Annotated in this window: 13 protein-coding genes; 8 read left to right on the top strand and 5 right to left on the bottom strand. The window is 36.8% G+C overall.

Going from position 1 to position 15,343, the window contains the following annotated elements; translation table 11 throughout:
* A partial coding sequence (locus tag RM545_RS15570) for a transposase (RefSeq protein ID WP_311496212.1) occupies positions 1 to 251 on the top strand: 251 nt, incomplete at its 5' end.
* A gap of 473 nt (positions 252 to 724) precedes the next feature.
* Here RM545_RS15570 and RM545_RS15565 read toward each other — a convergent pair.
* From RM545_RS15565 to proA, 3 genes are read right to left on the bottom strand one after another with little or no spacing between them, the layout of a single operon-like run.
* Positions 725 to 1,513, bottom strand: a complete 789-nt coding sequence (locus RM545_RS15565; RefSeq protein ID WP_311496211.1) for an ion transporter — start codon at positions 1,511 to 1,513, stop codon at positions 725 to 727.
* Between the two features lie 57 nt (positions 1,514 to 1,570).
* Positions 1,571 to 2,146 (bottom strand): DUF3320 domain-containing protein, encoded by a 576-nt coding sequence (locus RM545_RS15560; RefSeq protein ID WP_311496210.1) that lies wholly within the window; start codon positions 2,144 to 2,146, stop codon positions 1,571 to 1,573.
* A 51-nt stretch (positions 2,147 to 2,197) separates the two neighbouring features.
* Positions 2,198 to 7,360, bottom strand: coding sequence for an anti-phage protein ProA (gene proA, locus RM545_RS15555; protein WP_311496209.1), 5,163 nt, complete (start codon positions 7,358 to 7,360; stop codon positions 2,198 to 2,200).
* A gap of 890 nt (positions 7,361 to 8,250) precedes the next feature.
* On the opposite strand from proA, the gene RM545_RS15550 reads away from it, so the two are divergent.
* Entirely contained in the window at positions 8,251 to 9,714 is a 1,464-nt protein-coding gene (locus RM545_RS15550; protein ID WP_311496208.1) for an ATP-binding protein, read from the top strand.
* Between the two features lie 212 nt (positions 9,715 to 9,926).
* On the opposite strand, the gene RM545_RS15545 is transcribed toward RM545_RS15550, so the two are convergent.
* A complete protein-coding gene (locus RM545_RS15545) occupies positions 9,927 to 11,135 on the bottom strand; it encodes a site-specific integrase (RefSeq protein WP_311496207.1) in 1,209 nt (402 codons plus the stop codon).
* Between the two features lie 460 nt (positions 11,136 to 11,595).
* Here RM545_RS15545 and RM545_RS15540 point away from each other — a divergent pair, with 460 nt between their 5' ends.
* Complete coding sequence (locus tag RM545_RS15540; protein WP_311496206.1) at positions 11,596 to 11,988, top strand: tetratricopeptide repeat protein; 393 nt, start codon at positions 11,596 to 11,598, stop codon at positions 11,986 to 11,988.
* A 126-nt stretch (positions 11,989 to 12,114) separates the two neighbouring features.
* Complete coding sequence (locus RM545_RS15535; protein WP_311496205.1) at positions 12,115 to 12,405, top strand: hypothetical protein; 291 nt, start codon at positions 12,115 to 12,117, stop codon at positions 12,403 to 12,405.
* Here the strand turns inward: RM545_RS15535 and RM545_RS15530 are convergent.
* On the bottom strand, positions 12,392 to 12,646 hold the full coding sequence (locus tag RM545_RS15530; protein WP_311496204.1) for a hypothetical protein: 255 nt from the start codon (positions 12,644 to 12,646) through the stop codon (positions 12,392 to 12,394). The genes RM545_RS15535 and RM545_RS15530 overlap by 14 nt on opposite strands.
* Positions 12,647 to 12,999: 353 nt before the next feature.
* Between RM545_RS15530 and azu the strand changes: the two genes are divergently transcribed.
* The 4 genes from azu to RM545_RS15515 all read left to right on the top strand — a co-directional run bounded on the left by azu (position 13,000) and on the right by RM545_RS15515 (position 15,228).
* Positions 13,000 to 13,497 (top strand): azurin, encoded by a 498-nt coding sequence (gene azu, locus RM545_RS15525; RefSeq protein ID WP_311496203.1) that lies wholly within the window; start codon positions 13,000 to 13,002, stop codon positions 13,495 to 13,497.
* Positions 13,498 to 13,627: 130 nt separating this feature from the next.
* Positions 13,628 to 14,155, top strand: coding sequence for a hypothetical protein (locus tag RM545_RS15520; RefSeq protein WP_311496202.1), 528 nt, complete (start codon positions 13,628 to 13,630; stop codon positions 14,153 to 14,155).
* 88 nt (positions 14,156 to 14,243) lie between these two features.
* Positions 14,244 to 14,495 carry a Dabb family protein gene (locus RM545_RS17655; RefSeq protein WP_432264589.1) on the top strand — a complete coding sequence of 84 codons (252 nt, stop codon included), beginning with the start codon at positions 14,244 to 14,246 and terminating at the stop codon, positions 14,493 to 14,495.
* A gap of 25 nt (positions 14,496 to 14,520) precedes the next feature.
* Positions 14,521 to 15,228, top strand: a complete 708-nt coding sequence (locus tag RM545_RS15515; RefSeq protein ID WP_311496201.1) for a hypothetical protein — start codon at positions 14,521 to 14,523, stop codon at positions 15,226 to 15,228.
* Positions 15,229 to 15,343: the final 115 nt, after the last annotated feature.

Below are 15,343 nucleotides of genomic sequence, written 5' to 3'. Positions count from 1 at the left end.
TCCATATAAGGAACAATATGAAGAATTCACTGATGACACTCTCGGACAAAATACTGCTGAGAAAGCGTTCTATTATAGAGACTGTAAACGATGAACTCAAAAATATATGCCAGATCGAGCATTCAAGGCACAGGAGCTTCGGCAACTTTATGACAAACCTTATCTGTGGGTTGATAGCCTACAGTTTCCTGCCCAAAAAACCATCCATCAAATATCAAACTCTCCAGACACAACAGCTGGCTATTTTTTAATCGAACTCAGGTTTCCAGTAAATGCACTGAGAGGCCTTGGAAACAGGCTGAAATTTACTGGTAATGTAAAACATAAGTAGGATGCGCCCTATGCTGTTTTTACTTAACGCTTAACTTCCCGTACGCTATAAAAACAGCACAGGATCCGGCGCAGGTAAGTTATGGTAGATATTGGGGCTAAATAAGGATGTTCCTTCTATTAATGAGTGAATATTTTCCCCCAATACACCCCCGATATTTTATGAGGGGCGCTATTGGGGGAAAAATATTTTTTATGAGGCATACCTCCACAGATCAAGATAAGGATTATCTCTTTAAAGGAGACATGGGAATTGATTTTTAAAAAAGTCTATAAAATTTTATTAATCAGGTTTTAATTTTATCCAAGATTGAACATTCCAATTAAATAAATGGTTTAAATTCAAGTGCAATATCATTCAGCGGAAGAGATAGGTTCTGTGAATGCCAGTAAATCACTTCTTCAACTGCTGGGCACATGTAGGACAACTTTCTGCTTTTCTCTCTCCCGAGGAAATTTCTTCAGAGAATCCTGCAGCAAGTATACCAGTGGGCAGGGCGAACAACCCAATTCCAATTATAGCGATAACCCCACCTAAAAACTGCCCATAACCTGTAATAGGATAAATATCTCCATAACCCACAGTGGTAAGGGTTGCAATCCCCCACCACATGGTCTCAGGGATGCTTGAAAAATTTTCAGGCTGAGCTTCGTTTTCAATATAGTACATTAATGTAGAAGCCATCAATAGGAGGAAAATGGTAAAGATCAGAGAAATCATAAGTTCTTCCTTTTTCTTATCCAAAACCCGCTTCATTAATTTAAGGGCTTTTAAATATCGGGCAATTTTAAACAAACGGAAAATCCTGAACATTCTTAACATTCTTAATAACCTAAGGTCTACTCCAAGGAATGGAAGGAAAAAAGGGAGTATTGCTAGAAGATCGATCATTGCAAGAGGAGAAAAAGCAAATTTAATTCTACCCACTATAGGCTGTGAGAATTTAGGTTCTAGATTGGCAGTCCATAGTCTCAGTAGATATTCTACTGTAAAAATGACTACTGAAAATACTTCAAAAAGAAAGAATTGCTCCTGATACTTATGTTTTAACGGGGCGACAGATTCAAGAATTATAGCCGCAATATTTAAGAAAATAAGACTGATAATAAAAATATCGAAATACCAGCTTGGATCCCCTGAATGTTTGGAAATCGCTAAGATTTTATAAATTTTTCTTTTCAATAGTTGTTCAAATTATGAATTTTGAGCATTGGTCAAAGGAGTTGTCTTTATAGTAATTTAACCACGCCATAAAACAACTTCATCTTCTGTGGTTAATAAATCCTGATTTTTCAGTAATTCCAAAGCGGGCTCCATATACTTCATGTTTTCTTTTGAAATCCTACTATACCCAAGCATTTTCGCAACTTCCTTAAAAAGTAAATCTTTTGAGACCTCTATGTTGCTTTGGAGAATTGGTGTAAAGCCATGTAGTAGCTCTTCAGGTGCAATTGATGAAGGGTGTCTTTGTTGACCTTCTGGTGGTAATCGAAGAGCTTCAATAGATCCAACATCTTCTGGAGTATTCCAAAAAAATATTTGACCATTGGATTTAGTTCGATGGATGTCTTTAGAGCAAGTTTCTAAAAATTGGTCAATCCTATTTCCTCTTCGGGCAAATCCCCAGGAGCGTGATACTGTCGAGAAACATTCTTCTCTGGAAACAGGTGCTAAAGCTTGAACCAGCCCTTTCATTTGGTTACCTACTAAGTTAGCATTTTCAAAAAATTCGCCTATTGGATTTATTTCCACCATTGTAGGATCATATAGTTGAGAGTTTACAACTGGCGGCAAGTTTTCCTGAAGTACATCCATTTCATTCTCTTGAGAATTTGAGTTATCATTTTCGGCAATAGAATTGGGAATTTATATGTCTTTGACAGCCTTTGTAATGGCCTCTCGTGGCGCAGCTAACAGGGCTTCTAACTCCTGATGAAGCTTATCTATGCATTTTCCACTGTCGTACCACCAGTCAGTTGACCAGATCCTTAGAATTGTCCAGCCAAGACCTTCCAGCACCATCTGCCTAAGAATATCTCTGTCTCTTGCCGATTTGGCAGAGTGAAAACGCGCACCATCACACTCTATACCTGCTAAAAAGCTTCCTGAATATTCAGGATGTACAACCCCCAGATCTACTCGATATCCACCAACTCCTATTTGGGTCCGGACTTCCCAGCCTTTTTTTCGGAGTGCATCAGTAACCTCTTTTTCGAAAATGGAATCAAACTCATCAACATTGTTAAAAGACTGTTGACGAAGGAGAGCTGTATGACCTTCCTGTGCATAAAGCAAATATTCTTTTAGAAGCCGGAGTCCTTCTGAGGTGCTTGTGCTAACATCAAGTTCCCGTGGGTGAAAGTTTGAAAATATTTTCACTTCATTTCTGGCTCGAGTCACAGCGACATTTAAACGACGTTCACCTCCCGAATTATTTAAAGGACCAAAATTGCGGCTGATTTTTCCAAGGCTGTCTTTCCCGTAGCCCACCGAAAATAGGATCAAATCTCTTTCATCTCCCTGTACATTTTCTAGGTTCTTGACAAAAATATATTCAGGATTATTGACGTCGAAAAAGGTTTCGAACTGTGGTTCCTTCTGCAAACGTACATCGATTAAATCGCTGATAAGGTTCGCTTGGACAGAACTAAAAGTAACCACCCCAATAGAGCCCGTGCTGCTTTCTTCTTTCAATCGGCTAAAAATTTCATCAACTACAGCATTAGCCTCCCCGGCATTTGTTTTTGACTTCCCTTTATCGTAAAAGGCCTCCTTTCCTGTTACTATCTTAAGAGAAACCTTGTCATCTTCAGTGTCACTGGCGGGAAATGTATTAAGCCGATTGTCATATATATGGTGATTTGAAAAGCTGATAAGACTTTCAGAGCGGCTTCGATAATGCCATTTAAGAAGCATCTCCGGGTATATACTGCCAAACATTTCAAGAACACTTTCACAGTCTATTTTCTCATCTGATTCATCTTCAGATTTCATACTAAAGAAAGCGGTTGGTGGCAATTGTTTAGTGTCTCCAACAATTATTGCCTGTTTTCCTCTTGATAATGCCCCTATAGCATCCCAAGGGGGAATCTGTGAAGCTTCATCAAAGATGACTATGTCAAAATCTGGTGAAACGGGGAGATATTGACTAACGGAAATTGGGCTCATCAGGTAACATGGCTTAAGGGTCTGCGCTACTGAACTAATGGAATCCAGGAACTTACGAATAGGAAGATGCCTCCTACTCTTCTTATTTTCCTTCACAATAAGACCCACCGGCGAATCGGGTAAAATTAGATTCCCCATTCTTGGTTTATCAGCAGATATTTTACCTGAGAGGGCCTTTTCAGTGTAAGCTCTGTATTTGAGATCCAGGTTTTTAAAATCAGAATCCAACTTGTTTAGCTGAAGGCCGGTTGTACTGTTTAATGTATTTGAGTCTCCACTTTTCTCCTGTAGCCATTGACGGTGAAAGTTATAGTTGAAAACCTGATAAATATTTGATTTCGAGATTTCTCCTTTATCCACATTTTCAAAAAGCGGATTTAAGCCTGCTTGGGAAAGTTCAGATTTTAGCACATTCATTGTCGTTACATCTCTGAACAGCGAAAAAGAGTTTTGAATAGCTTCGAGTTTTTGCGCCAATTCAGCCGCTTTGACTTCAAAACATTCAGGCTTTAGCTCCAGTTCGTCCTTCAGCAAATTCAGATTAGTTCTCATTACAATTAAGAATTCGTGCTTTTGCACCAGTTCTTTTTTAATTTCGCTGGATTCTGCCAGGGCTAAGGAGCGGTTTTTAACAAGAGTAGTAATAAAAGCTTTAGCTGAAGCGGCTGTTCCGAAATCTGAAGAGTAGAGCGCTAAAAGATCTTTATTCACATCTTCTGCCCAGGCCATGGCCTTTCGGAATTTCCCGTCACTTGTCAGCTGGTATTCTTCTCCTATTGCTTCTTTCACAAAGCGGGAAGCCTTTTCTTCTTTTATTAACCCCTCCTGATATTTTATTCCAGCTTCGAAGTACTGATCATATTTATCCAGCGGTTCTAATTTATCTTTTATCAGATTTTTAAGTCTTCCTTTAAGCTTAAGCTTCTTGAAAAATGAGATAAGGAAAAACCCCTCCCGTGTTTCCTGTAGTTGCTGCTTTAACTCATAGAAATTCTCTTGAAACACTTTTGCCTGAAAGATCTTCTCCAGCTTTTGTCGGGTCTCCGCTTGATTTTTTAAGTGTTCTAAATTCTCATAGAATTCTGACTGATATTTCGGAAAATCTCCTTGTTTGAGAAACCCTGGCGCAATTTCAGGTGTAGCCAATATCTTATCTACAAAATCTCCCAAGGCTAACCAGTTGACAATTTTCCATTTTGGATTAAGCGGAAGCTTATGATTGGCGTCCGCACTAATTCTTTCAAGTTCTTTAACCAAGGAGTGAATTTTGTTCAGCAATTGAATTATTACATCTTCGGTTCTGCTATTCCATTCCTTTTTCTGGACAGTGGCCCAAGCTAAATATTCTTCATTTGTTAAGCTTTCAGCAAACTCCTCCCAATTTTTTAATTTCGAAACAAGTTCTCTAAGTTCTGCTAAAGGGTATCCAAGAAAACTTTTAAATTCCAGATCAACCTTCGGCATATCATAATTTCTGGCAGCCAATCCAAAGGCTTTATACGCGGAAATACCTGAAGGACTTATTTCATGAAGTTCCCGGAAGTAGTTATTTAACCCGTCCCTTGAGATTTTTAGTTCTTCCGAAACCTGATCCCATTCCCCATTAAGTCCGTCAGAATTAAATTCCAGCGCATTGTAGAAGCTCTTTACAACTTCCTTTTTTTCTGATTTTTTAGAATGTAGTTCCAGACAGAACGGACCAATACCAATTTCCTGCAAGCGCCTGTACACAACTTCTAATGCAACTTTCTTTTCGGAAACAAAGAGTACTCGTTTGCCAATGCCAATGCAGTGTGCTATCATGTTAGCGATGGTCTGAGATTTTCCTGTGCCCGGAGGTCCTTGAAGAACAAAAGTGTTACCGTTCGCAGCTGAAAGTACTGCCGCCATTTGGGACGAGTCTGCTGATAATGGGCAGTACATATCCTTAGGGTGAAGTAGTTCTTCCACTTTGTCCTCGGAAACGAATTCTGGAATTTCTTTCGGGGCTTCAGACGTCATTATTGTACGAATGACAGGGCTTTTCAACATGTCCTCATAATGGTTATCCAATTCTTTCCACATGAGGTACTTCTGAAAAGAAAATTCACTTAGCCACACTTCTTCTTTAACTTCCCATCCGCGTTTGTCACGAATTATCTTTCGAATAATGTCAAATATCAGTTGAACATTCACCCCCGATTCATCTTCAGGAAGGGGATCCAGACCAGGGAATTCCAAATCAAAATCTCTTTTAAGTTTTTGAAGAAGGGTATAGTTCAATACTGTATCATCGTCACGGAGTGACAGGGAAAATTTACCTCCAACTGTTTTTTTCTTAAGATTGACAGGAAGCAACAGAAGTGGAGATCTCCTCTCTGTTTGACTGCGATCTGTCTCCTTCCAGGAAAGGATACCTAGGGCAAGGAATAATGTATTAGCCCCAGTTTCTTCCTCTGCATTCACTACCGAACGATATAGGCTGTTCAATACTGCCTGAAATTTGGTCTCAGAAATTTTGGTTAACAGCTTTTTTCTTTCAAAATTTAAAGTAATCTGGTCAGTTAGGATTTCTTGTTGGTCCGTCCGTTGGAGGTTCAAAGAACTTTGCCTTGGTTCAGGCAATATTTCGAAGGCTGCACCATCAGCAAGAATATCCTCAATTTCGTTCGGACTATGACAAAGGATTTCCACAGTTCCTTTATTTGGACGAAAGTTCAAAAGGCGATTACGAAAACTAAGGTCCAGAAGCTTGTCTTTCCACTTATCCAGCTCTTTTTCCCGAGCCTCAACATTTTCAGGTAATTGAAATTCTTTAAACCTTCGACTTTCTAATTCCGCTTCTTCCTTTCTCAATTCCCTTTTTTCTGTTGTCCGATTAGCTAATGACGCAGAATCGTTCAGGGGGTGGATTCGGGCATGTCGTCGACAATGAGTCACGTCTATACCACAGATAAAATTTTCCTCATTTTTGAAGTGATCTTTACCTAGGCTCTCCAGTTGAGAAAAACTTATATTGATGTCAGCAGTGGCATTGGTAATTTCTATAGCCGCCATTTCATCCAGTTCCATCCTTTTCCTGAAAAACTGTGCATCTTCCTCCAGAGGCCGCGGTAGAAATTTATCTTCTAACCAAAAGCCGGCAAAAGCGTGACCTTGTATGATAAACACTAGAGAATGGATACCCGCCTGTTCTAAACAAGCAGCATAAAACAGAGAAATATCCAAACAGTTAGCCATTGAATGCTTGAGAATCTGCTCTGGCGTACGGATTTTTTGGCCTGTATCTTCAAAACTCGCGGGAGCCTCTGAATAGGTTATGTTTTTTTCTCGAATAGCTTGGTATATTGCCTGAGCTGTCTGATATACCCGCTCACGATCTTTGCTTTGATAACCACTCAAAGCAGAATTTCCTGTCAGTTCCTTAAGAAAATCTGCAGCCTTTCGGTTGATACGCTGAACGACTTCGCTATTTGGCATTATGTGGCTCACCAGAAGTTCCAGGGGCGCCTGTTGCCCTAACCAAACACTCTCTGGCTCGATTTCTAAATCCTGAAAAGTTTTTGCTATTGTATTGCCCTGGGCATCCAGTAAATCAATTAAAATTCTTCCCCGAATCTTTTCTGTAACATTTCTGAAGTAATCCCAGGAGTGGCTTATAACTGGATTTTCTACAATGAAAGTTTCACCAGGAGGAATAGAGGAAATTGCAATTTCCCCGCTCAAAACTCCCTGTGGATCTGATATGATCTTTAATTTCAGATTCTCCAAATGATCTTCAGTATCGTTGCCAATCTGTAGCTTTTGAATGAGAGGGATGCGGTTTTGTAGTAGGGCGAGGTTCATTCGCTCCCTGGCTAAAAGATCCAGTTGAATGTTCATAGATTTAGATAATTGGTATTAATAAAATATTGAGCTTCTTGAATGCTTAGAAGAATTAATCCAGAAGATATGGGGTATGAAGGGGACAAAAATAATAATAAAGGATGAAGCCGGCAGGAATGATTAACCAATTTATAGTTTGGCCTATATGGTTTTCTCAATCTTACAGGTTCTGTAAGCCCTAGCACTTGGGTCATAATGATGGGATTATTTAAAGACTGCGAATAATTCTAGGGTAGGGACAATAGTAATTTTGCAGCGACGGTCTATAAAAATATTAAAAAAAATGAATAATGTGGTGAGGAATAGAGAAAATGTCATTTTGCCATAATAGTACAGGCAAGCTATTGGCTGTATTTCGCTAGAAAGACAAAGATCAGTCGAAACTACAGATTAATACGAGAGTAATTTTACTTCAACTCAATATAGGGTATAAAGTAATTTCAGGAAGAGTAAAGCAAAAGGAGAAAACGCGGAGGGGTTTTAGAAGACCTAATTTATTGTTTATTAGTATTTTTATTTTCACTTAAATGAAGTCAAAAAAGGAATATACTAAAGATCCTTACAGTCATTAAAGAAGACAATTTACTTAGTAAAATCTTCACAGGAAGAGAATTTTGCCTCACAAAAAATAATATTAGTTCTGGTAGATTTAGGGCTGCTGGGTGATTTAAATAAAAGGAGAGAATAAGAGATGTGGTAACTATTCTTATTCTTATGGCTTTAAAAAAATCTTTTTAAATTGTATTAGCTACTTTTGAAATAAGCAACACTACATAGTAATTAAGAAACATGACCTTTATTTCTATTATCACTTGATTTTGTTGGTGTTGTAAAATTATAAATGGATAAAATTCCCAATAAGCAACGTTTTATTGAAATTAAGAAACATGAGTATAGCAGTAATTTCTAGCATTAATACCTTGGTAACCGAGGAATATTTAAGGACCAAAAAAGAGAATCAATATTTCGAACGGAAGGGATTAGGAGAAAAGGAAACCAAGCCTAGCAAAATCGCAGAAGAAATAATCGGAATGTTAAATGCAGATGGCGGTGTTTTAGTCTTTGGAATTTCGGATAGTGGTATGATCCAAGATTTAACCTTGCTTGATGAAATTGAACTGAACAAATATAGATCCCTCTGTTTTGATTTCATACACCCTGCATGTAATGTTCAACTAGAAGAAGTTCAAGTGAGTGGGAAACTAATTTTTCTCTATCATGTTGAGCAAGAATTGGAGAGGATATTTTCAAGAAAGGATAATGACAACGTCTATTTAAGAGTCATAGATACTAACCGTAAATTAGATAGAGATGGAGTTAAAAAGCTAGAGTATGATAAAACAATTCGCAGATTTGAGGAAGAAATAATTACTGATTTTGATTTTAATGATTTAGATGAAGAGTTATTGGAAGAGTATAAACAAAAACTGAATTACAAAGGAGATTCTTTAGATCTACTAACTAAACGGTATTTAGCTACTAAAAGAGACGGTAAGTATGCTATAAAAAATTCATCTGTTCTTTTGTTCTCTATAGATCCCGAGAAGTACATACCTTCAGCATCTGTAAGGTATATACGCTATGAAGGTACAGAAGCTTTAACAGGTGCAGAACATAATGTTGTGAAAGATGAACGTTTTGAAAACAATATACCTAAATTAATAAATGAACTTAAAACTTTTCTCAGGGCCTCGTTCAGAGATTATCACTTCTTGGACATTGGAGAGGGTAAATTCAAAAAGGTTCCGGAATTTCCTGAAGAGGCATGGCTCGAAGGTATTGTTAATGCTCTATGCCATCGTTCTTATAATATTCAAGGAAGTTCAGTTTACATAAAGCACTTTGATAATAGGCTGGAAATCTCGAACAGTGGACCTTTACCTGCTCAAGTGACCATCCAAAATATTAAATCTGAGCGTTTTGCGAGAAATCCCAGAATTGCAAGAGTACTCGAGGATATGGGTTATGTAAGACAATTAAATGAAGGAGTTTCTCGTATTTATGAATCCATGGAAAAATCTATGCTTTCAAAACCAGAATATAAAGAGGAAAATAGAAATGTATACCTCACGTTGAGAAATAAAATAAGTGGACATTCTAAGACAATTCATGACAGCGTGATTACAGCAATAGAGGAAAATATGAGTGGTTATAGTGAAACGCAGAAAAAAATACTAGACTATCTATTTGTAAATCAAACTGCAACAAAAGAAGAGCTAGCTAAACATTGTAATGCGCATAAAAATACTATAAGGCGCTATTTAAATCTGTTTGTTGAGGAAGAAATTTTGGATCGAAAAAGTGAAAAACAAAGAGATGCGGATGCTTTATATTCATTTAAGAAACATTAATGGATTTTAAGCAACGTGGAAATAAAAAATAAATGTTCCTATTTCTGCGGGTTTTCGGAGGTTAAGCAACACTTATCAACAAATAAGCAACATTGTTAACAAAATCATCTAGGATCAACTACAGGTATACCAATTATGTTTTAACACAGTTTTAGTGACTATTCTTTTTTTTAATTGAATAATAGCTTGGCAAACTACATTAGTTTCGACCATCACAAAAGAAGTTCCACCGCCTCATCCAAAACAGAACTATCAAGCTCCTTTAAATAAGCCTGGGTAACGGCCAAATTTTGATGCCCCAAAGATTCGCTAATGATATCAGTAGCTATTCCTTTTTGTTTCAAACAATTTGCGAAGCTGTGCCGGGCCACATAACTACTAAGAGGTTTATTTATGCCGCAGATCTCAGCAATCTCCTTTAAATGCAAGTTATAATTTTTAAGGGTTTTATGTTTTCTATTTCCAACCTGTGATGGAGTTAAATCGTCATGGAGTAAGATTGGAAAAACATATTTTGTACTCAGACTTTGCCCCTTATAGAACTCCAGGATATTTCTAACTGGAGGAACAATTTTAATTATAAAGGTTCCTTTGGTCTTTGACCTGGTATAGTAGATTCTTTCATCATCAATTTGTTTCCACTCCAGTCTCATCATATCAGCAAAATTCATCCCTCTGGTATAAAAGCTAAAAACGAAATAATTGCGGCTGTTAGTCAACCAGGGATATTGTTTTAGGTCAAGTGATACTATCTTCATTAGATCTTCCATCCTCAATGCTCTTTTTACCCCTTTCCCTTTTAATTTTGAAATTTTATAAGTTTTAAAAGGATAATACTCCTCTTTGACCATGTTACGTTCAATGGCAACATTGTATAGAGCTCTTAAAGCACGCATAGGAACGCCTATGCCACCATCACTACCGCCCCTCGCTCTCATATATACTTCATATTTATTTAAAAACGTCGGGGTTACGTTTTTAAATATCAGATTTGATGATCGATTAAATTTCAAAATTGACTTATAAGCCTCACGGTTTACTCTGGCATTTCCAATTCTTCCGGCCGAAGTCATTTCGTCAATTATCTCATCCCAAAAAGTAAAAACATTGTTTTGCACCGGATTTGAAAGGACACGATATTTTTTTTCAAAATCTTCCAATGTGAAGTCGTCGCTTTCAATTTTCATCTCTCCAAGAACTTGTAAAGCCCGGTCCTGGAATTTAATTAAAAGTCTGTTGTTTTGAAGATAGTTTTCATTCCGTTTGGTGAATTTCCCTGCACTGGAATCCCACTCATCTTCAGTAGCGTTAAAAATAGTTTTAAAATATTTTGTTTTACGGTTTTTCGTAATTCTAAGGCAGACAGGAAAGTTTCCATTGGAAAGCTTCTTTTTTCGTAAAACGACCTTGAGATTTATCATATATTTTGAAAAAACGGGTACAACATAGGTACAACAAATTGCCTCTTAAAGGTAAATTATATGAAAGTTGTTACCAAATAAAAAAACATAAAATATTGATAATCAATACATAAGAAATTAAAAGTAACTAAAAGAAATTCAAATTAAGCTTCTCATAATCAGGTGGTCCCTGGTTCGAGTCCAGGTGGGACCACAATAAACAGCCGCAACGACCTTCTTATGAGGATGTTGCGGTTTTTTAATGACCTATTTAGTCAACATTTAGCCAACTAACTGCAAAAAAGGTGTTTCCGCCCCTAATTTCTGACCTTAAAGTTAAAACCTCAATAATATTATTATCTTGGCTCCTAACAATCTCCTGGCAAAACAATGAGAACCGTGTTCATTACTACTGGGTTTTCTATCCTCAGTTTCTTTTTTTTTTCACAGGAGCTCTACACGCCGGAATACCTTGAATTCTTTGATAAAAACTGAAGAAGATATTATAAAAGAGGAAGAATTTACTAGGCAAATAAGAAGTGATTCTACTAATACAACAGCTTTTTATAATCGAAGTCTAGTTTATTTTAGGTGGGAAATGTACATAAAGGCTATTCAAGATCTTAATCAAGTTCTTAAAAGAAATCCCAAGGATGCAGATGGATTTGTAGCTCGTGGAGACTGCAAATTTCTTCTTGAAGATTTTCGGGCAGCAATTTCGGATTATACCAGTGCAATAAAATTTAATGAATCAAATGCTCTTAATTATAATGGCAGGGCTAATGCTCTTTATAATTTACAAAAGTATCCTGATGCCATAAAAGATTTCGATGTAGCCATTGCTTTAGATCCGAATGATGCTAATTTTTTTTGAATAGAGGTAAGGCAAAAATAAATCTTGATTTGAAGGGGGAGGGTTGTATGGATCTTTCCTAGTCCGGAGAACTTGGGGAGGAATCTGCCTACAGAAGAATTAAAGAATTATGTAACTGATTTTGAAATGAAGTATCCTCCCGTTTACATTATTTTTACCCAGGCCTGTAAGTACCTGAGTAGAGAGGAAGAACAAAAGTTGATTGATAAATTGTCTCAACTAAAAGAGTTAAAAGGGCGGCCGTACTTGAACATATTGTTAAAGAATTTTGATATAAAAGTTTTTAAAGATGCTCCTTTAGTTCCGGAAGATATATGGCTCTATAATTATATCAAATACGAAATCACAAGCAAGACAATTCCGCGTAAAGGCCTTATAGCCAAATATGAAAGAAAAGTTTTTCTTAAAAATGTTTAAAGGTTTTTATTGAAATTATTTTTAATCTGGCTAATTGATGTTCAATATCAAGGTAGGATTCAAATAAAATATTGGCACGTTCGGCTTGAGTCTTGGTCCAGTTAGAAGGTGCCTTATAAAGCAAATACCAGCTCATCAACTCCGTAGCCTTGGCTATGTGCTGGATAATATTGTTAACCTCTATAACTTCAGAATATAATTTAACTTTTTCAGAAGTATCAAAAGTTAGGAGAATAAGCATCTTTAGGAACGCAAACTTTCGTTAAACAGAATATTTATAAACATAATTCTCTTCAGAATTTCTGAAGATCATCAGGTAAAACTGTCGGAAATAGCAGAATTTTCTAATTAAGTTTAAAATTTTTTACCCGGATGACTTTTATTTAATATTAATCATCTTCTGAAACAGGAAGACAAAGACAATTTTCTGATAATTTAAAAGAGTATGTTATTCCATAAAAAAATGTAAATTATAACTTGCTTTTACGCGAGAACTTTAATTAATTTGGAAATGTATAGATGAAACTTAAAAGTTTTACCTTGTAAATTAATTTTAAGATTAAAGAAATGAGATACTTTAAAAAATGCCTTTTGATGTTAACTGCACTTGCCGTAATGGCTTGTGGAGAGAAGAAAGAAGAGAAGGAACAAATTACAATTAGTGACAATAGTTCTACACAGAGTAATGGAATAAATTCAAAAGCTGCGGATAAAGGGGAAGTTGTCGAGGTTTATATTTCGGCCAGTGATCAAATGCAATTCGGTAAAAATGAGATAAAGGTCAAAGCCGGAAGTACAGTGAAGCTAACTCTCGAGCATACAGGAGAAATGAGTGAAAATGTAATGGGGCATAATTTTGTTTTGTTAAAGCAAGGTACAGATATTAGCGCCTTTGGACAAAAAGCGATGCAGGCAGCAGATAATGATTATATTCCTGAAGATGAGGAGCAGGTAATTGCTCACACAGAGATTATTGGTGGGGGAGAATCTACCACTATTGAATTTACAGCACCTGAATCGGGAACATATGATTTCATTTGCAGTTTTCCTGGTCACTACGCAGTAATGCAGGGTAAATTTATTGTTGAATAAACCCGTTTACTTCTCGTTTAAGTAGATCATCTTTTTCAGAAGAAAAAGCATGCAGTCGCTAATCAGGAATTCGGATTTTAGCAATACTTTTTCAGCTTTATATACACTAATATTTTTTTATTATGCCTGTATGTTAATAGAATACAGAACCAAAGGGTTTAAGCGCAAACGTTTTAGTACACCTTTGAAATGCGCAAGTGCACAGGTATATCGATCGCTTTTTAATGTGGCCAGACAGTACCGCGAAACTTTTGAAGTGTACGGAGTAAAAAAGTCTGTTGAATGGCCTTTGATCGAGGGAAATCCTCTGGTAGTTCACACAGCAAAACGCCCTGAGCCGGAAATTCCGGAGGAAGTGGAATGTCCGGATTATGCTCATCTTTTACCGGAGCCAATTCAGCGTTTTACTACTAAAGGAGTATATGATTCTGATGAACAACAGCAGTTGTCGTTCACACAGGGAGCTGGACATGGAGGATCGCATCCCCATCTTGTTCACTCATTTGTTGATGCTTTAGTGAATTCTAAAGATCCTTATCCTAATGCAAGGCAATCAGCAAATATTACCTGCGTTCGTATTGTGGCCCAGGAGTCAGCTAAAGAAGGTGGTAAAATAATGTGTATGCCTGAATATACATTATCCTTACCTGCTAAGTAACTAAGAACATATTAAACATAAGGAAGGCTGTATTCACAGCCTTTTCTTGTATTAGCTAAATGAGATATATAATTCAACAGAAGAGCAAATGAGACATATAGTTATTTTTAAATTCATACCAATCGCTACTGATGCTCAAATAAAAAAGGTTACAGATAGCTTGGGGAAATTGAAAAAAAGTATTCCAGGTATAGTTTCCTTTGAGCATGGGTTAAAAAACAGTCCGGAAAACAAAAACAAGGGATTTTTATCTGCCACATCCCGAACATCAACAATTTGGAGAGATGTTGGGAGATATGGAAATTGTAGAAGATGTGTTCGTAGTGGACTATTGTCCTGAATAAATAATTTTAATCTGATCGCTAATGAGAGTTCTGAAGATGAATATCCTGTTCTGCGGATTTATGTGCTTATTTTTAGTAAACGTGCATGCGCAGAAGATTCCTGATAATTATAAATTACTTTATGAGGAGGATTTTGAAGGAGACTTTACGTTAAGCAGTTTTGAGTTTACTGATGCTGAAGCATGGAAAATTGGTAATGTTGACAAAAATCATGCATTGGAGCTTCATAAAAAAAGCGCCTACAGTCCACCGGTGCGGTCGCCATTAAATATTGCTTTTATTAAAGACAGGAAGTTTGGTAGCTTTATTCTGGAAGCAAAATTGCAGCAAACGGGGAAAGAATATGGACACCGGGATTTGTGCTTATTTTTCGGTCTAAAAGATCCTTCCAATTTTTATTACACCCATATAGCTTCCAATGCTGATCCTAACGCTCACAACATATTTTTGGTTAATGATGCACCAAGAACAAATATAGCCAATAAAACTACCGTAGGATTCGATTGGGGGACTACAGAAGAGTGGCATAAAATCAGGTTGGAGAGAGATATTAGTTCCGGAATAATCAGGGTATTCGTTGATGATATGAATGCACCTGTTATGGAGGCAGAGGATAAACATTTCGATTTCGGGTACATCGGCTTTGGCTCTTTTGATGATACAGGAAAGATTGATAATGTAAAAATTTGGGGTCCCGCCCTGGCACCCGTAAAACATGGCTTTTTTTAGAAGAGTACCTGGAAAATAAAGATTCTATTATTCGAATTTTTATTCCTGGAAATCTTATTTTCGGTGCAAAAGATGATTACCAGATGATTTTTTCAAAAAAACTAGAGTGAACTCA

The sequence above is a fragment of the Autumnicola lenta genome (assembly GCF_031846515.1).
Classification (GTDB): Bacteria; Bacteroidota; Bacteroidia; order Flavobacteriales; family Flavobacteriaceae; genus Autumnicola; species Autumnicola lenta.
The sequence above is the reverse complement of the archived record's forward strand: the minus strand, read 5'-3'. Positions and strand labels throughout refer to the sequence as shown.